General features: G+C 61.6%; 20 protein-coding genes. 18 read left to right on the forward strand and 2 right to left on the reverse strand.

Features of this window, described 5'->3' with window-relative positions; genetic code table 11:
• The first annotated feature begins 113 nt into the window (after positions 1 to 113).
• The 4 genes from AB3X99_RS15770 (at position 114) to AB3X99_RS15785 (ending at position 2,216) form a co-directional block, all read left to right on the forward strand.
• Positions 114 to 473, forward strand: coding sequence for a 2-oxoglutarate dehydrogenase (locus tag AB3X99_RS15770; protein WP_368617586.1), 360 nt, complete (start codon positions 114 to 116; stop codon positions 471 to 473).
• 169 nt (positions 474 to 642) lie between these two features.
• A complete protein-coding gene (locus tag AB3X99_RS15775) occupies positions 643 to 930 on the forward strand; it encodes a hypothetical protein (protein WP_368617445.1) in 288 nt (95 codons plus the stop codon).
• Between the two features lie 222 nt (positions 931 to 1,152).
• Positions 1,153 to 1,725: a hypothetical protein gene (locus tag AB3X99_RS15780; protein WP_368617446.1), complete on the forward strand. Its 573-nt coding sequence runs from the start codon at positions 1,153 to 1,155 to the stop codon at positions 1,723 to 1,725.
• Positions 1,726 to 1,982: 257 nt separating this feature from the next.
• Entirely contained in the window at positions 1,983 to 2,216 is a 234-nt protein-coding gene (locus tag AB3X99_RS15785; RefSeq protein WP_368617447.1) for a hypothetical protein, read from the forward strand.
• Between the two features lie 292 nt (positions 2,217 to 2,508).
• On the opposite strand, the gene AB3X99_RS15790 is transcribed toward AB3X99_RS15785, so the two are convergent.
• Complete coding sequence (locus AB3X99_RS15790; RefSeq protein WP_342948231.1) at positions 2,509 to 2,943, reverse strand: helix-turn-helix domain-containing protein; 435 nt, start codon at positions 2,941 to 2,943, stop codon at positions 2,509 to 2,511.
• 109 nt (positions 2,944 to 3,052) lie between these two features.
• Here AB3X99_RS15790 and AB3X99_RS15795 point away from each other — a divergent pair, with 109 nt between their 5' ends.
• The 8 genes from AB3X99_RS15795 (at position 3,053) to AB3X99_RS15830 (ending at position 11,450) form a co-directional block, all read left to right on the forward strand.
• Positions 3,053 to 3,670 (forward strand): FMN-dependent NADH-azoreductase, encoded by a 618-nt coding sequence (locus AB3X99_RS15795; protein WP_368617448.1) that lies wholly within the window; start codon positions 3,053 to 3,055, stop codon positions 3,668 to 3,670.
• A gap of 4 nt (positions 3,671 to 3,674) precedes the next feature.
• Entirely contained in the window at positions 3,675 to 4,328 is a 654-nt protein-coding gene (locus AB3X99_RS15800) for an NAD(P)-dependent oxidoreductase (protein WP_368617449.1), read from the forward strand.
• A gap of 29 nt (positions 4,329 to 4,357) precedes the next feature.
• Positions 4,358 to 5,269 (forward strand): oxidoreductase, encoded by a 912-nt coding sequence (locus tag AB3X99_RS15805; protein WP_368617450.1) that lies wholly within the window; start codon positions 4,358 to 4,360, stop codon positions 5,267 to 5,269.
• Positions 5,270 to 5,298: 29 nt separating this feature from the next.
• Positions 5,299 to 5,934, forward strand: a complete 636-nt coding sequence (locus tag AB3X99_RS15810; protein WP_368617451.1) for a DsbA family oxidoreductase — start codon at positions 5,299 to 5,301, stop codon at positions 5,932 to 5,934.
• Positions 5,935 to 6,515: 581 nt separating this feature from the next.
• The gene (locus AB3X99_RS15815; RefSeq protein WP_069262218.1) at positions 6,516 to 7,583 is read left to right on the forward strand and encodes a LacI family DNA-binding transcriptional regulator; all 1,068 of its coding nucleotides are present in this window, start codon (positions 6,516 to 6,518) and stop codon (positions 7,581 to 7,583) included.
• 72 nt (positions 7,584 to 7,655) lie between these two features.
• Complete coding sequence (locus tag AB3X99_RS15820) at positions 7,656 to 8,630, forward strand: substrate-binding domain-containing protein (protein WP_069262217.1); 975 nt, start codon at positions 7,656 to 7,658, stop codon at positions 8,628 to 8,630.
• Positions 8,631 to 10,151: a sugar ABC transporter ATP-binding protein gene (locus AB3X99_RS15825; RefSeq protein ID WP_368617452.1), complete on the forward strand. Its 1,521-nt coding sequence runs from the start codon at positions 8,631 to 8,633 to the stop codon at positions 10,149 to 10,151.
• A 24-nt stretch (positions 10,152 to 10,175) separates the two neighbouring features.
• Positions 10,176 to 11,450 (forward strand): ABC transporter permease, encoded by a 1,275-nt coding sequence (locus tag AB3X99_RS15830; RefSeq protein WP_368617453.1) that lies wholly within the window; start codon positions 10,176 to 10,178, stop codon positions 11,448 to 11,450.
• A 63-nt stretch (positions 11,451 to 11,513) separates the two neighbouring features.
• On the opposite strand, the gene AB3X99_RS15835 is transcribed toward AB3X99_RS15830, so the two are convergent.
• Positions 11,514 to 11,807 (reverse strand): BON domain-containing protein, encoded by a 294-nt coding sequence (locus AB3X99_RS15835; RefSeq protein WP_069262430.1) that lies wholly within the window; start codon positions 11,805 to 11,807, stop codon positions 11,514 to 11,516.
• An 859-nt stretch (positions 11,808 to 12,666) separates the two neighbouring features.
• Between AB3X99_RS15835 and AB3X99_RS15840 the strand changes: the two genes are divergently transcribed.
• The 6 genes from AB3X99_RS15840 (at position 12,667) to AB3X99_RS15865 (ending at position 19,906) form a co-directional block, all read left to right on the forward strand.
• Positions 12,667 to 13,821, forward strand: coding sequence for a porin (locus AB3X99_RS15840; protein WP_368617454.1), 1,155 nt, complete (start codon positions 12,667 to 12,669; stop codon positions 13,819 to 13,821).
• A 207-nt stretch (positions 13,822 to 14,028) separates the two neighbouring features.
• Positions 14,029 to 15,120 carry a LacI family DNA-binding transcriptional regulator gene (locus tag AB3X99_RS15845; RefSeq protein WP_368617455.1) on the forward strand — a complete coding sequence of 364 codons (1,092 nt, stop codon included), beginning with the start codon at positions 14,029 to 14,031 and terminating at the stop codon, positions 15,118 to 15,120.
• A 174-nt stretch (positions 15,121 to 15,294) separates the two neighbouring features.
• Positions 15,295 to 16,542: an ABC transporter substrate-binding protein gene (locus AB3X99_RS15850; RefSeq protein ID WP_069262212.1), complete on the forward strand. Its 1,248-nt coding sequence runs from the start codon at positions 15,295 to 15,297 to the stop codon at positions 16,540 to 16,542.
• A 106-nt stretch (positions 16,543 to 16,648) separates the two neighbouring features.
• Positions 16,649 to 17,674, forward strand: a complete 1,026-nt coding sequence (locus AB3X99_RS15855) for a carbohydrate ABC transporter permease (protein WP_069262211.1) — start codon at positions 16,649 to 16,651, stop codon at positions 17,672 to 17,674.
• Positions 17,671 to 18,501, forward strand: coding sequence for a carbohydrate ABC transporter permease (locus AB3X99_RS15860; protein WP_368617456.1), 831 nt, complete (start codon positions 17,671 to 17,673; stop codon positions 18,499 to 18,501). Before AB3X99_RS15855 ends, AB3X99_RS15860 begins: the two co-directional genes overlap by 4 nt.
• 67 nt (positions 18,502 to 18,568) lie before the next feature.
• A complete protein-coding gene (locus AB3X99_RS15865) occupies positions 18,569 to 19,906 on the forward strand; it encodes a GH1 family beta-glucosidase (protein ID WP_342948220.1) in 1,338 nt (445 codons plus the stop codon).
• Positions 19,907 to 19,911 lie beyond the last annotated feature (5 nt).

Genomic DNA, 19,911 nt, shown 5'->3' on the forward strand with positions numbered 1-19,911 from the left:
CGGGGCCTTTCCTCGAGCGTCGATCATCGATAGCCGATTGAGGCCCGCTCCTCACACATTGAAGGCGAGCGATCATGTCTACATTCAAAAAGCTGTGGTGCATTGCGCCGTTCATGCTTGGCGCGGTTGCTGTGGTCACAACAGGCATTGCCCAGGCGGCAACGCAAGCGGTGGCGCCCGTTCAACTGCCGAAGGGTGGCCACGGTGTGGATGGCCCATTTTTCCCGACGAGCCGGCCACCGCCGCTCACACCTTCCACCGGTACGCAATTGCAGCAGCAGGCGCAACAGCGGGTTGAGGCTCGCCTGGGTGCGAATACTGCATTGAACAACGGCGCTTCGATCACGAAAGCGCAGGCGCAAAGTAGCGGGCTGGGGTATATCTCGCAGCATTTCGATCAGATCGACACGGCGCATACAGGCAGGGTGTCGATGAGCGACGTGCGGCAATATCTGCAGAAACAGGGCCAATGAGGCCGCAAGTCTGTCGCACTGCATTGATCGGCGTCGTGAGCGTGCTGGCGGCCCGGGCGCCCCGGCCAGTTTCGCGCTCGACGCCGCTGCCATCGCGCTGCCTCAGGATGCGCCGCACTACAGGGTGGGAGACAACTTGCGAGCCGGCGCGCGCTATGAAGCGGACTGCATGGCCACCGCCCCTTCGGGCATGAGGGTGCAGCGCCGGGCTCAATGCGAATTGGACGGCGTGGAGACGGTCAAGACGAAGGCGGGCGTTTTCTCCGCGATCAAGATCACGATGAGCGGCGTCTGGCAGCCGCAGTACGGCCCGGGCGGCGGCCCGATGGAGGAGACGCTCTGGTATGCCCCGAGCGTCAAGCGGGTAGTGCGCGAAGAATTTCAGGGCCGTCTGGCCGGAAGAGGCGCACCCGCAACGAACGCAATCGAACTGGTGCACTACGCAGTGAAGCCGTAATGCAGTGAGGCCGTAACGCCGTTCCCATCGAGTTTGTCTGCACACGAAATCTCCTGCTGCCTCGCTCTCTCCATCAAATGATGGAGGCGCAAGCGTGCGCGGTTCCATAGGCTTAGGAAGCGGAGCGCACACCGGCACCAGCCGGCGCCTCGCTCGACGCCTGCTTTTGGCCCGCTGCGCGTTATGAAGCCAGACGCCTGCTATGGTGACAAGGAGATGACCATGAAGATCAAGCATTCAAGCATTTTGTCGGCAACAGCCTTTGCACTGCTCTCGCTCAGTGGCGTCGCGCAGGCCGACGGGCGCCTTTGCTCGAACGCAACGCTAAGGGGAGCTTATGGATTTCACGGACATGGTGAGATCCTTGGCTTGCTGGATAGCAACAACAAGCTGCACCCGTTTGCCTCACCTTCGACACTCGATGACGTCGCCATCGTGACGTTCGACGGCTCGGGTAAATTCACCCGCACCGACTTCGGCATGATCAATGGCTTGCCGAAAGGCGGGCAGACCGCCTTCAACCCGTACCAGAGCGGCACCTACGCGGTGAACTCCGATTGCACGGGGATCATGAAACAGGTCTATGGCAGCGGCGGACCGGTGCTGGCCGGCGTCGAGACCGACCTGCAGATCGTGGTTTCCGACGACGGGACACTCATCGAATCCGTTGTCTACAGGGCGTATTCGCCCGCGTCCGGTCCCACCGCCGACGGCACGACGTGTCCGCCGAACTGCGAACAAGGTGTGCAGGAACAATTCGAAGGAAAGAAGGTTCTCGTTTACGGCTTCCGTTAACCACGCCTCTCATTTTCGGGACGGCCGCGTTGCACGTATTCGTTTCGCGCAACGTGGTCTTTCCATTGCCGCAATGCTTCGTTCCTTTCCCCTTTGTATGGCGATATTCAGACGTGGAATTTCGCGCCGAATAAGCGCGAAAGCCACGGCATCGAATTAATTCGGCATATCCGGCGCATGCACAGCTTTGCGCGGCAGCGGCGGGGCCGATGGTACGCTTGGGCTTCTCGAGATCACGTGGCTGGAGATTGCCTATCATGAAGCGCTTGTGCTGCGCAGCGTTCCTTGCCTTACTCGTTGCCGGTTGTGCTTCGCCGTCGCCGCCCGCCGCCGACACCACCACCTACATGCTGCACATCCCTGATGGCGCGAAGCCCGGTTCACCCACATCGAAGCCGCCGAGGCTCACCGTGGGCGTTAGCGATCCCGACACGCAACTGATTCTCCCGTGGTTCCTCAATGACATCATCAACTTCGTGAACTATCGCTAGCCTCATTCCAAAACACGTAGTGTCGTTCGGTCGTCGGGCGCCGGTCGGCCATGAAGCGTCATTGGTTTGCGTCGACGGCGAGACGTTGAGGTGTCCCGTTTGGCTCAGGGAACGGACACCCAGGTCAGGCTATGCGACTTTTCCGATCGCCCGTGGCCGACTGTTGTTTGGATAGATCGGAAAATGCAGCGCCTTCTCACCCCACGAAAGATCCGCGTTGGGACCGGTCCCGCCGCGAGCCGTCAGTTGGATTTCGTCGCTGTGTTTGCACAAGCCTACAGCCTCGGCTCGTTTATCGACGCTGGTAGACAACGCCCTGAACCAAGACCTGATCTGGCTCCGGCTCCTCGTCAAAACGTTTATGCGCCTCGGCAATGGCGACTTGATTCTCGCTCGCCCAGTTGACCAACGCCATGACCGGCTTCAACAGCGTTCTTCCCATGTCAGTGAGTTCGTAATCGACGCGCGGCGGAATCGTTGGATACATCGTTCGCGTTACCAGTCCGTCGCGTTCCAGCCCGCGCAAGGTCAGCGTAAGCATCCGCTGGGAAATGCCGTCGATGCCGCGTTTCAATTCGTTGAAGCGCCGCGGGCCATTAGCCAGCATGGCGACAATGTAGAGGCTCCACTTGTCGCCGATGCGATCCAGGATTTCACGGGTTGCCAGGCAGCCGCCCGCGTCAGGTGCAGGCATATCGGCAGGTAGCTCGGTGTGACTAAGTGACATGCGTGTGCCTTCTTGTGGGGAAACGGCGGGAACCATACCATCCTTTGTATGAATTGGTAAGTCAGAATCAATATCGAACTTGGTTCTCATTTTATACCTAGGAGCCGTCATGAGCCATACCCTACTTGTCACTTCCAGTCCGCGCGGGGCTGACAGCCTTTCCACCCGCTTCGCCGCCGAAATTGCTGAAGGCGTCCAGGCCCGCTCGGGCGGCCCGCTGACCGTGCGCGACCTCGCCGCGAATCCACCGCCGCACATCGCACCGGCCTACATCCAAGGCCGGAGCACGTCGCCCGAAGATCGCACACCGGAACAGGTCGAGGCGGTGAAGGTCGCGCAAGAGTTGGTCGATGAGTTAAAGGTCGCCGATGTGATCGTGCTCGGTTCGGGCATGATCAACTTCGGTCTGCCCTCGCAGCTCAAGGCGTGGTTCGATCACGTCACCTGGCCGGGCGTCACCTTCGGCTACCGCGATGCTGGGCCGAAGGGGCTGCTGACCGGCAAAAAGGTCTATCTAGTTACCGCTACCGGCGGCGTGTTCTCGGAAGGTGCCTGGGCACCGTTCGACTTTCAGACCAACTATCTACTGCACCTGTTCGGTTTCATCGGTCTGACCGACGTTGAAGTGGTGCGTGTCGAAGGCACGGTTTTGGGCCCCGATGCGGCGAAGGCCGCAATCGCCAACACCGATACGGCCATCAAAGCCTTGCTGGCGAAAGCTGCGTGACCTCATGGCCGGAAAAAAAACCATCGCGCTGTTCGGTGCGACTGGGCCGACCGGAAGGCACATCATCGAGGAAGCCTTGAAGCAGGGCTACAACCTGTCGGTCTATACGCGCGACGCAAAGAAACTCGCGTCGTTCGCGGGAAGGGTAGAAATCGTTGTCGGCGACCTGCAAGACCAGAGTGCCATTGCGAGGAGCGTTCAAGGTGCCGATGCAGTCATCAGTGCCCTTGGTCCCAACAGTCTCAAGGTGCAAGGCGATAAGCCGATCATGCACGGCTTGACCAACATCATCGCCGCGATGAAGCACGCAGGCGTGCGCCGTCTTATCCAGATTTCTACGGCTGCCTATCGCGATCCCAAGGATGGCTTTGCATTCAAACCCCATGCGTTCGCGCTGTTGTTCAAGGTTATCGCGCGCAAAGGGTATGAGGACATCAAGGCGACTGGCGAATTGGTCGCCAATTCGGACCTGGACTGGACACTGGTACGCATTCCGAACCTCAAGGATGGTCCCGCGGATGGCAGCGTGGATGTAGGTTGGTATGGAAAAACCAAACTCAGCATGAAGCTCTCCAGAGGCAATCTTGCGAAGTTCCTGGTTGACCAGGTGACCGACAGGAAGTTCGTGCGTGCCGCGCCAGGCATCGCTAACCATTAACGCAATAACGTCTCGACAAGGTTCACTCCATGAGCGGATTCACCCATGCTGATGTACCCGATCAATCGGGAAAGACTTTTATCGTCACCGGCGCCAACACCGGCATAGGCTTTGAAATAGCGAGTACGTTGGCGGCACGGCGAGCCAGGGTGCTTCTCGCGTGCCGTGACGAGTCGAAAGCGGAAGCGGCTATCAGCCGGATTCGTCTGAAGACCCCTGGAGCGAATCTCGCATTCCTGCCGCTTGACCTCGCAGATCTGACGAGCGTGCGGAACGCAGCAAAACTGGCCGAAAAGGAACCGCGCATCGACGCGCTCATCAATAATGCGGGCGTGCAAGGGCCGAAGCTAAAGCATACGGTGCAAGGCTTCGAGCTGACATTCGGCGTCAATCATCTTGGTTGCTTTGCGTTCACTGCGCTCATGCTGCCCAAGCTCACGGAAACATCCGGGACGCGCATCGTTGTCACGAGCAGCGGCCTGCACAAGGACGCGAAGATCGAGTGGGACGATCTTGATGCGGAGAAGAGTTACAAGTGGATGCCTCGCTATGCAGCCAGCAAGCTTGCGAATCTGCTTTTTATCTTTGAGTTGGATCGGCGACTGCGAGCGGCGGGTATACCTGTTACGGCAGTGGCCTGCCATCCGGGCCTTGCTGGAACCAACCTTGCGCGCGATAGCTGGTGGGGCAACATCGCAATGTCATTGATCGGCCTGTTCTTCAATACGCCGGCTCAGGGCGCGTGGGGTGCATTGCAGGCGGCGACCGGACAAATAAAGTCCGGCGGCTATTACGGGCCGACGAGAACTTCTGAATTGCGAGGCCCCTCTGGTGAATGCACTCCGTCTCAGGACGCGCGGAATCCAGAACTCGCAAGACGACTGTGGGACGTATCGGTTCAACTGAGCGGAATCGATGCCGAACTACCTTCAAATTCATAGCGCGAAGACCAGATCACGAGAGGATGGTTATGCAAATAGATCTCTATACTGAAATCACATGTCCGTGGTGCATCGTCGGACATCACCGTCTCGACAAAGTGCTGGCGGAGCGTTTTCCCGACCTGGCCGTTGACATTCGGCAGCATCCCGTCCTGCTGCTGCCCGATGCGCCGGCAGGTGGCCTCTATGTTCCCGACTTGCTGCGTTCGCGCTACGGCATAACCGATCCGAAGGTCGCCTTTGCTCGCCCCGAGGGAGAAGCTCGCGCTTCGGGCTTCGACCTGGATCTTGGCCGCCAACTCTGGACCTATCCGACTCAAGCTGCTCATGCGCTGATTCTGGCGGCCGCTGGGCGTAGCACGCAGCACAGGCTCGCAGTTGCAATCACCCATGCTTATTTCATCGCAGCGAAGAACATCGCCGATGCGGACGTGCTGGCCGACATCGCAGCCGACTACGGTTTCGACCGCGATCAGGCGCGTGCCATTGCACTTGATCCCAAACAGCACCGCCGCGTCGAGCAGGAAGCGGCCAAGTCGGCCGATGCCGGTGTCCGTTCGGTTCCTCACTTTGTCTTTGGGGGAAGCATTGCAATCAATGGGGGGCGCAGCGAAGACGAGATTGCTGCGGCAATACAAGTAGCTTCCGGCGCAATCTCTCTCTGACGCGGCTTCCTCAAATCCAATGACTCGGAACTCGGCGTACGCCAAGTCGATAAGGTCTGCGGCGCTGTTGACTGTGTTGGCCGATGCCCGACCAACAAGACCGGCCGTCGGATGACCGCAGTACCTTAAGAAGCGACGAAGGGACCGCGATCTGACGACCGACCTCAATGAACTCGGTCCGTTTTGATCGAATTTCCGCTTCCGATGAGGAGCCCTACCACGCGCATGCGCGTTGAGATGGGAGAAGGGCGTGGGGTGGGCAGCTTTGAGCCCGCCGGTCTTTCGGTTTCACACTGGATGCGTTACAAGACCGCGCTACACCCGCACGGGCGTCGGGCGAAAACCCTTGCCAGACAAGGCTTTGGCGCCGTCTCGCTGATTGTTTATAGGCGACCTCTGAGCTTTCTCAACGACATCATCAACTTCGTGAATCACCGCTAGTCCTCGCGCGCGCTCCCCGGCGACCCGGAAAAACCCTCCCTTGAAGCCTGAAAATCCATTTCCTACTCTATGAAACGTTTCAGTTCGGACGGGTAACGGACGGATAATGCCGGCGCATCACCTCGGGCGGAAAGACCAGCATGGACGACCGCAAGAAAAGTGCCAGTACGCTCAAGGACGTCGCGAATGCGGCGGGAGTCTCGCTGGGCACGGCGTCGAAGGTGCTCGCGGGTGCAGCAAACGTGAGCGAAGCGCGCCAGCGCCAGGTCTGGGAGGCGGCTCGCAAGCTCGGCTACCGGCGCAATAGTCTGGCCGCCGAACTGCGCAGTTGCCGCTCCACGTCGATTGGTTTTGTCGTGCCCGACCTGACCAATTCGTTCTTCATCGAACTCGTCTGCGCGCTCGAAGACCACGCGCTCGAATCAGGTTACCGGCTCATCCTCGCGCACGCCCAGGAGGACCCGGAGCGCGAAGCGGAGCGCATCCGCTTCGTCCTCTCGCGCCAGGTCGCGGGCATGATCATCATTCCGTGCCACGGCTACGAGCACGCAATCAGCGAACTGCGGGAATGCGACGTGCCGCTCGTGATGGCCGATCGCGTGGACAACAGTTTTCCCGCCAACACGGTCACGACCGACAGTCATCGTGCGGCGATGGACGGTACCGCGCATCTGATCGCGCTCGGTCACCGCCGCATCACGTTCATCGTCAATGCGCTCGATCTCGTGAACAGCCGCGAGCGGGCCCAGGGCTACCAGGACGCAATGCAGCGCGCCGGGTTGGCGCAGCACGCCAACGTCGTGGTGTGCGGCATGAGCGATACCGAAAGCCACGCGACGACGCTCGGCGTGCTCGCCGCGCGCGAACGCCCCACTGCGCTCTTCACAGGCGCGAACGTCGCGACGCTCGGCGCGCTGCGGGCGATCCGCGATGCGGGCCTGCAGCTGCCGGACGACATCTCGCTGCTTTCCTTCGACGACGCGCCGTGGATGTCGGTACTGCGCCCCGGCATCAGTTCGATTCGTCAGCCCGCCGAAGCGATTGCCCGCGGCATCTGGCATCTCCTGCACAAGCAGTTGCTGGGCGAGAGCCCGGAGATCGTGCACTTGCGCATGCGTGCCGACTTGCGCGTGCGCGACAGCACGGGCCCGGTGCGGTATGACGAATGGGGCGAAGCGGCGCGCGCCTCCGCCGCGCCGCCGCTATAACGTTTTATTTTTCGCAGCACCCGAGGCCGGCCGCACGCGCCGCCCGGTTCAGACAACAAAGGAGACAGGGCAATGGACAGTCAACGACGCATTCTGGTTGCGGGTCTGGTCGCCGTGCCGCTTGCCGGCGCAGCGGGTCTTCTCGGGACGCTCAGTGCGCCCGCGTTCGGGCAGCAGAAGAAATACCGCTTCGGCTTCTCGCAGGTGACCACGGTCGAGCCCTGGCGAGTGCAGTTCAACAAGGACATGAAAGCCGAAGCCGCGAAGCATCCCGAGGTCGATCTGATCATTGCCGACGCCGGCGACCGCACCGACAAGCAGAATGCGGACATGGAGAATTTCATCGCCCAGAAAATGGATGCGATCTTCATTTCGCCAAAGGAGTCGGCCGGGCTGACCGGCGTGGTGGAAAAGGCCTATAAGGCGGGCATTCCTGTGTTCGTGCTCGACCGCGAGGTGAACGGCGAATCCTATACGCAGTTCATCGGCGGCGACAACGTGCAGATCGGCCGCGAAGCCGGCGCATTCATCGTCAAGCTGATGGGCGGCCCGGGCCACGCGCAGGGCAATCTCGTCGAGGTCTGGGGCGGCTTCGGCGCGCAGCCGGCGCACGACCGCCACGACGGCGCGGCGAGCGTGATCGGCAAGGAGTCGGGCATCAAGCTCGTTGGCGAACGCGTGGACTGCGACTGGAAGCAGGACAAGGCGTACGAGTACATGAAGACGGTGTTGCGCGTGAATCCGAAAATCGATGTGGTGTACGGGCACAACGATCCGATGGCCTACGGCGCCTATCTCGCGGCCAAGGACGCGGGGCGCGACAAGAGCATCAAGTTCGTGGGCATCGACGGGTTGCCGCAGGAGGGCGCGACGTGGGTCTCGCAAGGCCTGCTTGCCGGCACGTTCATGTACCCCACGCCCGGCGCCGAAGGCATACGCCAGGCGCTCAAGCTCCTGCACGGCGAAAAGATCCCGAAGAAGGTGACGTTGCCGACCCAGGGTATCTTTGCGGACAACGCCAAGGCGTATATTGCTAGCCACTCCTGAATGAATGCCACCGCCACCGCGCCGCTCATCGAGGCGGCTGGCCTGTCGATTTCGTTCAACGGCAGCGCCGTGTTGTCGAGCGTCGACTTCGATGTCGTAGCGGGCGAGGTGCATGCGCTCGTCGGCGAGAACGGCGCGGGCAAGTCGAGCCTGATGAAGATGCTGGGCGGGCTCTATACGCCCGACAGCGGCACGATACGCGTGCGGGGCGTGCCCACGCGCCTCGCGAGCGTCAACGACGCGATCGATGCAGGGATCGCGGTCATTCATCAGGAGTTGAATCTCGTCGATACGCTTTCCGCCGTCGACAACATATTCCTTGGCAAGGAACCGCGCACGCGCTGGGGCTTTCCCGACCGGCGCGCCATGCGCGCGGCAGCGCGCAGCATACTCGGCCAACTGGGCTTTCGCGCGAGTCCCGATACGCTGGTCGGCGCGCTGCGGGTGGGCGAAAAACAACTCGTGGAAATTGCCAAGTCGCTGGTGGCCGAAGCTCGGGTGCTGATCATGGACGAGCCGACCTCGGCGCTCTCCGACGCGGAGACCTCCGCACTCCTCGTGCTCACGCGGCAACTGCGCGAACGCGGCATGGGCATCGTGCTGATCAGCCACCGGCTGGGCGAAGTCTTCGCCGTGGCCGACCGCGTGACCGTGCTGCGTGACGGCCGGCGCATCTCGACGCTGCCGGTCGCGCAGGTGGAGTCCTCGACGGCACTCGTCTCGATGATGATCGGCAAGGACTTCGCGCCGCCAGAGCGCGGCGCGGACGAGGCGCCACGCGCTCGCAGCACGAGTGTGGAAGTGCGCAATCTGTCGCTGTGGGGACCGGCGCGCGCGATGGTGCGCGACGTGTCGTTCGCGGTGCGCGAGGGCGAAGTGTTCGGCCTCTCGGGTCTGCTCGGCGCGGGCAAGACCGAAGTGCTCGAAGCGATCTACGGGATTTCGGCCTACCAGCAGGAGGGCGCCATTGCCATTGCCGGGCGGAACCGGTCATTCAGGTCGCCGAACGAAGCCGCAGAATCGGGTCTTGCCTTCGTGACCGAAGACCGCAAGAAGGATGGCCTCGTGCTCGACCAGTCGCTCGAAGCGAATTTCGTGCTGCCGTCGTTGCCGCGCGTGCCCGGCTTTCCGTTCTACCGGCGGCGCAGGCTGTGCGGCTGGGCCGCCGAACAGGCGCGGGCCTCGCGGGTCAAGCATCGCAGCCTCGCGCAAAGCGCCAGTAGCTTGTCGGGCGGCAATCAGCAGAAGCTCATTATCGGCAAATGGCTGATGACGAAGCCGCGCATCCTGCTGCTCGACGAACCGACGCGCGGCGTCGACGTCGCCGCCAAAGCGGAGATCTACCGCCAGATACTCGACGCGGCGCGCTCGGGCGTGACGGTGCTGATCGCCAGTTCGGAAATCGACGAATTGACCTTGTTGTGCGACCGCATTCTCGTGCTGTGCGAAGGGCGCGCCAAACAGATCGTACCGCGCAGCGATTTTTCCGGCGACCTGCTGATCAATCTTGCTTCGCCTTGAATCGATACTGACTGGAGACTGACCATGCTGCATGTGCAGGACCATGTCGCCGAGCCGGACGCGCCCACGCGCAGGCGTCAAATCAGCACGCTCATGACGCACCTGAAGTACTACCTGGGGCTGATCCTGTTGCTCGTGGTGGGCGCGTTCACTTCGCCTCACTCGACCGATGGCAGCAACATCTTTCTTTCCAGCGCCAATATCTCCGACGTGTTTCGCGAGGTCGCCAACGTCGGGGTGATGTCGATCGGCATGACGCTCGTGATCATCACCGCGGGTATCGATCTTTCCGTCGGCGCGATCATGGGCCTCGGCAGCGTGCTGACCGCCATGCTGCTGACTACCGAGGGATGGAACCGGGCGACTTACGCCTCGCTCGTGCTCAATGCGATTGCCGTGTTCTCGATCGTGTTCATCGTGCTCGGTGCATGGCGCAGGCCGCTGCGTTCGCATCGCGCGCATATGGGCGCCGCACGCGCGGTGCGCGGCGGCATTGCGCTGCTGTGCGCGGCGCTGGCGTGCCTGTATATCGTGTTGCACGCGGCGCACCGCATGCCGCTCGCCGGCGTGCTCTGGATCGTGCCGCTTGCGGGCTTCACGGTAGGCAGCATCAACGGCTGGATCATCACGCGCGGGCGCATGCAACCGTTCATCGTCACGCTCGCGGCGATGGTCGGCGTGCTCGGCGCCGCGCGGCTGATCGCCGGGCAGGACACCGCCGTCTATTCGATTTATAGCGGAACGAATGCGACCGCCGAAATCGAGAATCTGCGCGCGCTGCTGTTCAATCTGATTCCCGTGCCTGCGCTTTTCTTTCTCGTGATCGCGCTCGTCTTCAGCTTCGTGATGAACCGCACGGTGTTCGGCAAATATCTGTACGCGATAGGCGGCAACGAGAAATGCGCCGTGGTTTCAGGGCTCGACGTCAACCGCTACAAGCTGATGGCCTACGCCATTTCCGGCCTGCTCTCGGCGCTCGTTGGTGTGCTCTATGCGGCGCAGTACCGCCAGGGGAAGGCCGATGCCGGAACCGGCTGGGAACTCGATGCGATTGCGGCCGTTGTGATTGGCGGCACGAGCCTGGCCGGCGGAGTCGGACGGATATCGGGCACCGTGGCGGGCGTCCTCATATTCGGCTTCCTCGGCAATATCCTGTTGCTCAACGATATCGACAGCAATACGCAGCTAGTCCTCAAAGGCCTGATCATCGTGATTGCCGTGTTTCTGCAGCAGACCGACTATGGGCGCGGCGGCTGGATCAAACGGATCAGACACGGCATCGCGCAGCGCGATCGATAAAGAACGGCGCGCGGACGAGAAGCGCGCCGTCCGCGCGCGGCGATGCATTCGATCGCATTGACCTCAGCGTCCACGCGCAAGCCAACTGTCCACCGATTGCACGCCCTCGACCGAAGCCGCGCTGCGCTCGGCCAGCGCGACCTGTTCGTGCGCGTCGACCCATCCGAGCAGCGTGACGGTGCCCCCGCGAGCAAAGACAAAGATATGAGAAGTGTTGACGCCATTACGCGCAAAAGCGACCCGCACGTTGTGCGCGAGTTGCGGGTTGCTCGCGCCTGAGTCGGTTTGAGCCTGTGCGGCCGGCACCATGGCGCTGGAAATCAGCAATGCGAGCGTGGAAGTGATGATGGCTTTCACGATACCTCCTTGCAGTGTGGCAAAAATGCCGGTCACATCCGGCAGCAAGTCTTCCGGTCCTTCTTCAACGCAGGGCCGCGGAAGTCAGAGGGCAAATCAGCCCGCGCAGTGCGCGGTGCAATGGTCACCGCAAGGACGCGTCAGGGGTTCCGCCAGCCGGGCATGGAACGGCAGCGCCGTCGCCCGGCGAAAGTTGCGCTGGTGCGTGCTGGTGCATTGCGTTCGGACGGGACGTCGCGCGCGACGTGGCGGGGAACAGCGGGAGTCGAGGCGCGGGGAATTGCGTGGCGCGATGGTCTAAAGCCGGAAAGCCCGCGGGATTGATTCAACGCCCGCGCTGAATGTGCTTACCGGAGAATCTCGACTCGTTGCCCGGCAGGGTATACCTTGATCATAGTCGCTATTGCCCAGGCCTGCTGGTGACAGCGCTATCAGCAGATTTGCAACGCTGCGGACGCAACAGGCAAGAAACTCTCGTGTCGCCGTTGCAACTTCACAACGTCAGAGCGTCGCTTTTGAAAGCGCTGTCAAGCGCGATTTGGCCGAAGTAGCACGGCTGTTCGGTACATTTCCCTCGCTGCGCATATTTTCCCTCACGACCGCAAACGGAGTTGCGAGCTTTATGACCATAACGGAATGGTCACAAAGCAGGGGCCTACTCCGGGGCCGCGCGTCGCGCAACTGTTATCGGTAACAGCGTTTTCCCTAGCCCGCCGGTTCGATACACGGGGCAGGGGCGTCCCTATAATCGCCTCGAAATGTGATTCGGAACATTTCAGTGAGGCAGCCTGGTAGGGAACGTGTAGAGCGCACGCGACCTGCGCGGTTTGGAGACGCCAAAATATATATAGGATAGCTAATGAAAAAGAAGCTTATTGCATTGTCGGTGATGGCAGCTGCGACGACGATGGCGCACGCGCAAAGCAGCGTCACACTGTATGGCCGTATCGACAACGGCGTGCAGTACGAAACCGGCCTGCCGGGCGGTAACAGGTTCTCGGCACAGAGCGGCGACTGGGGTTGCTCCTGGTTCGGCTTGCTGGGTTCGGAAGATCTCGGCGGCGGCACGAAGGCGGTGTTCCAGTTGGAAGGCCAGCTCAATACGATGACGGGCGCCTCGGCAGGCAACCTGTTCGGTCGTCACGCCACGGTGGGCTTCAGCAACGACCGCTTCGGTCTGTTCAAGATGGGTAATCTCGGCGCCGGCGAACTTTCGCAGGACAGCTGGGGCGCGGACCCGCAGTTGATGCAGCGTTACGCCATCTCGACGCTGGTGCGCGGCCGCAACTGGGCGAGCACGAGCAACGGCGCCGAATATGATTCGCCCACGCTGTTCGGCGGTCTCGTGTTCAAGGGCCAGTATTCGCTGACCAACAACACGAGCTGGAACTCGGCGCCGGTCAACGCGAAGGGCGTCCCGACGGGCCAGGGCCGTACGAACGCGATCGAAGGCATCTATACCTGGGGCAGTGGCGATTTCCGTGTGATCTATGACGAAGTCCGCGGCGCGGACGGTTCGTTCAACAACGTGTATTCGGCTTCGCGCTCGATTCTCGCTGGCGGCACGTACGTGATCGGTCCGGTGAAGATCTACGCTGGCTACCAGCATTTGAGCGCACCGAGCGCCACCAACGCAAGCATGGGCGTGACCGACGCGTCGCAGCCGGCTGGCGTGCGCGCACCGACGGCGGTGGACCACGAGTGGATCGGCGCTGGCTGGCAGGTGAACGACGCTTCGGCGATCACGGCTGCGGTGTTCCACGCGAACGCGAACAACGGCAACGGCAACGCCACGCTGTTCACGCTCGGTACGACCTACAACCTGTCGAAGCGTACGTTCCTGTACGCGGAAGCCGGCTACGTGCACAACAGCTCGACGTCGAACATCAACCTTGGCAACGGTTCGTACGGCAACAACAACTTCGACGCGACGACGGGCACGTCTTCGAACGACAACCCGAACTACGGCCACAGCCAGACCGGCGTGTTCGCGGGCATCATGCACATGTTCTGATTTGACTTCGTTTGACCTGTAGTTGTTGTGATCTCTTTGTGTTAGGTACTGCTTAATTCTCTACATAGAGAGGCCGGTGCGATCTCTCCTCCACCCTGGTCGCACCGGCTGCTTTTTCTGCGTTCTTTTAGCCCCTTCGAATTCGTATCCGGGAGCGCTTTTTTTAGTGTTTGAAAGCGCTTTCATGCAAATGTTCAGGCGGAACTCATGACCGACGGCACCAACGAAGCACCCGGCGCGCCCAGTGTCCAGAGCGGACCCACTCCGGGTCCCAACGTGACGCTGGAAGAAATTGCGCGCGCAGCCGGCGTGTCTCCGAGCACGGTGTCGCGCATCCTGAACGGCACCGCGCGTGTTCTCCCCGAAAAGCAGCGCGCGGTGGAAGAGGCGATCGCGCGGTTTAACTATCGTCCGAATGTGCTGGCGCGCAGTCTTGCGAGCGGCCGCACCGAAACTATCGGTGTCCTGACACAAGCCGTGTCGAGCCCGTTTTACGCCGAGTGGCTGCGCGGTATCGAAGAGGCGCTTTCCGAGCCGGGCTTCACGCCGATTTTCGTGAGCAGCCGCTGGAATGTCGTCGACGAAAAGGCGCGCCTCGAAGAATTCATCGCGCGCCGCGTGGACGGCATCATTCTGTTGCATGCACAACTCGACGAATCGACGCTCACCGAATACTCGCGCTACGCGCCCATGCTCGTACTTGGGCGCTCGGTGCAAAACGGCACGGCGCTCGCTGGCCTGCCGATCGACAACCTGCAGGGCGCACGCGACGCGACCCGTCATCTGATCGAGCAGGGCCACCGCGAGATCGCGTTCATTGCCGGCCCGAGCAGTCACGAGGACGCGATCGAACGTCTCGACGGTTACCGCATCGCCCTGGAAGAAGCGGGTATCGGCTTCGACGCCGATCTGGTCGAGCAGGGCGATTACCTCGAAACGGGCGGGCTCGCCGCCATGGAGCGGCTGCTGATGCGCCGGCAGTCGTTGAGCGCGGTGTTCTGCGCGAACGACCAGACCGCGTACGGCGCGCGTCTCGCGATGTTCCGCCGCGGCGTACGCGTGCCCGAAGATGTGTCGCTGGTCGGCTTCGACGATCTGCCGACTTCTTCGTACATGACGCCGCCTCTGACGACAGTGCGCCAGCCGACCTATGAAATCGGCCGTCTCGCCGCGCAAGGCATCGTGCAGATGATCCGCAAGCAGCCCATCACACTGAGCCCCATTCCGCTCACGCTGGTGACGCGCGAGACGACGCGTCGCATCGGGCCGTCGCCGAGCCCGGGAGAGACGGGTGCATAAGGTTCGAATCCAGATCGGGCCGTTTTTTTAGTTTTGCGGTGAAAGCGCTTTCAAACAGATGAGCGCGGCAAGCAGGGCGTCAGGCACTGCGAATGAATACAACAGGGGAAGTAGTTCGTAGCAGCAGGGGAGCAATTGAACGTCACTCACAAACGTTTCACCAGGAGACATGTAATGAATTTCCGTTTTTCAGGCACTGCCGCTGCAGTTTTGCTCAGCCTGGCTACCGTGGCTGCGCATGCCAGCACCACGCTGACCGTCGCGGTGTTTCCGAAGCTCGACCAGGAAATCAAGGACGCGATTCCCGCGTGGAAGAAGCTGCATCCGGACGTCGACATCAAGGTGTCGTCGCTGGCGATCGCCGATCACCACAACGCCATGACCACCGCGCTCGCAACGAGCTCGGACCTGCCCGACGTGATGGCCGTCGAAGTCGGCTTCATTGGCCGTTTCGCAGCGGGCGGCGGTCTCGAGAACCTGGCGAAGCCGCCCTATAACGCAGGCCAGTACAAGAGCCAGTTCATCAACTACACGTTCGCGCAGGCTACGACGCAGGACGGACAGATTGTCGGCATGCCGGGCGATATCGGCCCGGGCACGCTGTTCTACCGCAAGGACATTCTCGACAAGGCAGGCGTGACCGAAGCCGACTTGACCAAGTCGTGGGAGTCGTATCTGGCGGCCGGGCAGAAGATCAAGAAGGCGACCGGCGCGTACCTGATGGCGTCGTCGCGCGATATCGAAGACATCTATATTCGCGCCGACCTGAAGGAAGGCGATGGCGTGTACTTCGACAAGGCCGGTAATCCGGTCGTGACCTCGCCGCGTTTCGTGAAGGCATTCGAGCTGGCGAAGAAGGCGCGTGATCTCGGCCTCGACGCGAAGATCACGCCGTGGTCGAACGAATGGGCCGAAAGCTTCAAGCGCGGCACGGTCGCCACGCAAATGATGGGCGCATGGCTCGGCGGCCACCTCTCCTCGTGGATCGCGCCGGATACGAAGGGCCTGTGGCGCGCAACGAATCTGCCCGACGGCGCTTATGCATCGTTCGGCGGCACGTTCTGGTCGATTCCGGTGAAGGCCACGCAAAAGCAGCTGTCGTGGGAATTCATCAAGTTCCTGACGACGCGCCCGGACGAGCAGCTCGCTTCGTTCCGCTCGATCGACGCCTTCCCGGCGCTGCTGTCGGCGCAGCACGACGACTTCTTCGCGCAGCCGGTGGCGTTCCTCGGCAACGAGAAGGCACGCCTGATCTGGCGCGATGCGGCCGCGCATATCCCGGCGATCCAGCGCAGCAAGTATGACCAGGTTGCCGAAGAGGCGGTCCACTCGGCGCTCGACAAGGTGGTCGACAGCAACGAGGACATCCACCAGGCGCTGCAGGAAGCACAGGCTGAAATCACGCATCGTGTCCGCCGTTAAGCGGCTCTGATGAAACGGCGCGGCACGCATCGCCGCGCTTTGAAGCCCGCTGCAACAGCGTGGCCGGTCGCCCCGGCCGGCCACGCCCGAATGGACGGAATTATTGATGAACTCTCCTCTGCCCACAACTGAACAGGTTTCCCGGGAAGGGCTCGTGCCCGATACGCACGCGCCGCTCGCCCACGCTCGTGGCAAGCCGCGGTTCAATCCGGTCAAGATTGCGCCGTACCTCTTTCTCGCGCCGTTTTTTCTGCTGTTCGCCGTGTTTCTGGCCTTTCCGCTGCTGTTTTCGCTGTATCTCTCGTTCCAGAGTTGGGACGCGACAGCGGGGCTGGCGAGCATGAAGTGGGTGGGCCTGTCGAACTTCACCTTCACGCTGACGGACCCGTGGTACTGGAAATCGCTCTACAACACGGCTTCGATGGCGGTCATGTCCGGCGTGCCGCAGCACCTCATTGCGCTGCCGCTGGCGTTCTTTCTGCAAACCGCATTTCGCCGCTGGCGCAATTTCGTGGTCGGGCTGTATTTCCTGCCTTTCATCACGTCGAGCGTGGCGATCGCGCTGATCTTCTCGTCGCTGTATTCGACCGACTTCGGCATGATCAATCTCGCGATCGCCGAGATCGGCAAGATTCCGGGGCTGCACTGGATCGTGCCTTCGAAACCGATCGAGTGGCTGTATAACCCCGCGAACGTGAAGCCGGCGGTTTCCGTCGTCGTCTTCTGGCGCTACGTGGGCTGGAATACGGTGCTTTATCTGTCCGCGCTGCAAACCATTCCGAAGGATCTCTACGAAGCGGCGCGCATCGACGGCGCCAATGGCTGGCAACAGTTCACGCGCATCACGATTCCGCTTCTCAAGCCGATGATCTTCTTCGCGGTCACGCTTTCGATCATCGGTGGGCTGCAACTGTTCGAAGAGCCGTTCATCCTGCTCCCGAACGAAGGCATGGGCACAAGCCAGTCCGGCCTGACGACGGCGGTCTACATGTATCGCACGGCATTCCACGACGGCGACTTCGGCACGGCCAGTTCGATTGCCTGGCTGCTCTTTATCACGATCTCCGCGCTGATGTGGCTCAACACGCGCATTTTCCACCGCAGCGGCATGAAAGAAGAGGCACAGCGATGAAACTGTCGAAAAACAAGGCGCGTCATACGGGCTACGCAGTCGTGCTGGCGGGCGCGGTGCTGATGTTCTCGCCGTTCTGGTTCATGTTCGTCTTCGCTACACATACGAGTTCCGAAATTTTCTCGATGCCGCCGCCGCTGTGGTTCGGCAACGCGTTTCTCGACAACATGGCGTCGCTCATGCGTCACATTCCGTTCTGGCGCAATCTGGGCTGGAGTTTTTATACGGCCACGATCCAGACCGTGCTGACCCTGCTCGTCACCTCGATGGCCGGTTACGCGTTTGCGATGTATGAGTTCCGCTTCAAGAAGACGCTCTTTGCCGTCGCGCTCACGGCCATGCTGGTGCCGCCGTTCCTCAGCATGATTCCGACCTTTATGACGATGAATCTGCTCGGCTGGATCAATCAGCCGCGCGCGCTCTACGTGCCCGGCGCGGCTGCCGCGCTCGGCGTGTTCCTCATGCGCCAGTACATCGCGTCGGCCATTCCGTCCGACCTGATCGAGGCGGCGCGCATCGACGGCTGCGGCGAGTTCCGCATCTACTGGAGCATCGTGCTGCCGCTGCTTGGGCCGGCACTGGGCACGCTCGGGCTCATCAGTTTCATTCAGGCCTGGAATAACTTCCTCTCGGCGCTCGTGGTGCTGCGTTCGCCCTCGATGTACACGCTGCCCCTCGCGCTGCGCATTTTGCAAAGCCCGACCAATTCGGACTGGGGCGCGGTAATGGCAGGCTCGGCGGTCGCCGTGGTGCCGTTGCTGGTGCTGTTCGCTTTCACCTCGCGGCGCTTGATCGACGGTTTGACGACCGGCGCGGTCAAGGCTTGAGTTTCGCTTCGTTCATTTCATGCCGCTCGAGCAAGAGCGGACACGACTATTCAGGATACCTACCGTTATGTCGACGTTTCAATTCAAGGAAAATTTCGTCTGGGGTGTGGCCACCAGCTCGTATCAGATAGAAGGCGCAGCCCGTGAGGACGGCCGTGGCGAATCGATCTGGGACACGTTCTGCCGCGTGCCCGGCAAGGTCGTGAAAGGCGAAAGCGGCGACGTGGCCTGCGATCACTACCATCGCCTCGAGGAAGATCTCGATCTGATGGCGCAAATGGGCGTCAACGCCTATCGCTTTTCGATTGCATGGCCGCGCGTGCAGCCGGATGGCCGCGGCGCGTACAACGAAAAGGGCCTCGCGTTCTACGAGCGTCTGGTCGACGGCTTGCTCGAGCGCGGCATCCAGCCGTTCGCGACGCTGTATCACTGGGACTTGCCGCAAGCATTGCAGACGGAGCAAAACGGCTGGGAAAGCCGCGATACGGCTTATCGTTTCGCCGACTACGCCCGCAAGATCGGCAGTGTGCTGGGCGACCGCGTGGCGTCGATCGCCACGCACAACGAGCCCTGGTGTACCGCATGGCTCGGCAACGCAACGGGCTACTTCGCGCCGGGCAATGCCGACCTGAAGAAGGCTGCGCACGTGGCGCATCATCTGCTGCTTTCGCACGGCCTGGCCGTTCAGGCCATGCGCGCCGATGGTGTGAAGGCGCCGCTCGGCATCGTGCTCAACCAGTCGCCGGCACACGGCGCGACCGACGCGCCTGAAGACCTCGCAGCCGCATCGCTCGAATACGCGAAGTTCGTCCGCTGGTACATGGACCCGATCTTCAAGGGCGAATATCCGGCCGAAGCGCTGCAATGGTATGGCGCGAACGGCCCGCAAGAGGTGATCCGCGAAGGCGACTTCGACATCATCGGCACGCCGCTCGACTTCCTCGGCATCAACTACTACACGCGTATCTTCGCGAGCGCTTCGGGCAACAAGCGTCCACCGGGCGTGCACGGCTTCACGGACATGGACTGGGAAGTCTATCCGGAAGGTCTGACCGAACTGCTCACGAAGCTCAATGCCGAGTACAAGCTGCCGCCGATCTTCATCACCGAGAACGGCTGCGCGTCGAAAGACGTGCTCGAAAACGGCCGCGTGCAGGACACCGACCGCATCCGTTTCCTCGATCTGCACCTCGCCGCATTGTCCGAAGCCGCACGACAAGGCGTGGACGTGGCCGGCTATTTTGCATGGAGCATGCTGGACAACTTCGAATGGGCGTCCGGTTACGACAAGCGCTTCGGCATGGTGTACGTCGACTACGAGACCCAGAAGCGGACGCTGAAGGACAGCGCGCACTGGTATGGCAAGGTCATCGCGGAACATGCCGCCGCCGATCAAGCGTACTAAGGAGG

Origin of the sequence: Paraburkholderia sp. BR10882, from assembly GCF_040948855.1 — a bacterium.
Lineage (GTDB): Bacteria > Pseudomonadota > Gammaproteobacteria > Burkholderiales > Burkholderiaceae > Paraburkholderia > Paraburkholderia nodosa_A.

What these genes read in the sequence shown, in the direction of transcription:
- AB3X99_RS15785 (WP_368617447.1), top strand. Translation starts at nt 1,983, where the DNA reads ATGAAGCGCTTGTGCTGCGCAGCGTTCCTTGCCTTACTCGTTGCCGGT.
- AB3X99_RS15770 (WP_368617586.1), top strand. Translation starts at nt 114, where the DNA reads ATGCTTGGCGCGGTTGCTGTGGTCACAACAGGCATTGCCCAGGCGGCA.
- AB3X99_RS15780 (WP_368617446.1), top strand. Translation starts at nt 1,153, where the DNA reads ATGAAGATCAAGCATTCAAGCATTTTGTCGGCAACAGCCTTTGCACTG.
- AB3X99_RS15805 (WP_368617450.1), top strand. Translation starts at nt 4,358, where the DNA reads ATGAGCGGATTCACCCATGCTGATGTACCCGATCAATCGGGAAAGACT.
- AB3X99_RS15830 (WP_368617453.1), top strand. Translation starts at nt 10,176, where the DNA reads ATGCTGCATGTGCAGGACCATGTCGCCGAGCCGGACGCGCCCACGCGC.
- AB3X99_RS15795 (WP_368617448.1), top strand. Translation starts at nt 3,053, where the DNA reads ATGAGCCATACCCTACTTGTCACTTCCAGTCCGCGCGGGGCTGACAGC.
- AB3X99_RS15855 (WP_069262211.1), top strand. Translation starts at nt 16,649, where the DNA reads ATGAACTCTCCTCTGCCCACAACTGAACAGGTTTCCCGGGAAGGGCTC.
- AB3X99_RS15850 (WP_069262212.1), top strand. Translation starts at nt 15,295, where the DNA reads ATGAATTTCCGTTTTTCAGGCACTGCCGCTGCAGTTTTGCTCAGCCTG.
- AB3X99_RS15810 (WP_368617451.1), top strand. Translation starts at nt 5,299, where the DNA reads ATGCAAATAGATCTCTATACTGAAATCACATGTCCGTGGTGCATCGTC.
- AB3X99_RS15820 (WP_069262217.1), top strand. Translation starts at nt 7,656, where the DNA reads ATGGACAGTCAACGACGCATTCTGGTTGCGGGTCTGGTCGCCGTGCCG.
- AB3X99_RS15860 (WP_368617456.1), top strand. Translation starts at nt 17,671, where the DNA reads ATGAAACTGTCGAAAAACAAGGCGCGTCATACGGGCTACGCAGTCGTG.
- AB3X99_RS15845 (WP_368617455.1), top strand. Translation starts at nt 14,029, where the DNA reads ATGACCGACGGCACCAACGAAGCACCCGGCGCGCCCAGTGTCCAGAGC.
- AB3X99_RS15800 (WP_368617449.1), top strand. Translation starts at nt 3,675, where the DNA reads ATGGCCGGAAAAAAAACCATCGCGCTGTTCGGTGCGACTGGGCCGACC.
- AB3X99_RS15825 (WP_368617452.1), top strand. Translation starts at nt 8,631, where the DNA reads ATGAATGCCACCGCCACCGCGCCGCTCATCGAGGCGGCTGGCCTGTCG.
- AB3X99_RS15775 (WP_368617445.1), top strand. Translation starts at nt 643, where the DNA reads ATGGCCACCGCCCCTTCGGGCATGAGGGTGCAGCGCCGGGCTCAATGC.
- AB3X99_RS15815 (WP_069262218.1), top strand. Translation starts at nt 6,516, where the DNA reads ATGGACGACCGCAAGAAAAGTGCCAGTACGCTCAAGGACGTCGCGAAT.
- AB3X99_RS15840 (WP_368617454.1), top strand. Translation starts at nt 12,667, where the DNA reads ATGAAAAAGAAGCTTATTGCATTGTCGGTGATGGCAGCTGCGACGACG.
- AB3X99_RS15865 (WP_342948220.1), top strand. Translation starts at nt 18,569, where the DNA reads ATGTCGACGTTTCAATTCAAGGAAAATTTCGTCTGGGGTGTGGCCACC.
- AB3X99_RS15790 (WP_342948231.1), bottom strand. Translation starts at nt 2,943, where the DNA reads ATGTCACTTAGTCACACCGAGCTACCTGCCGATATGCCTGCACCTGAC.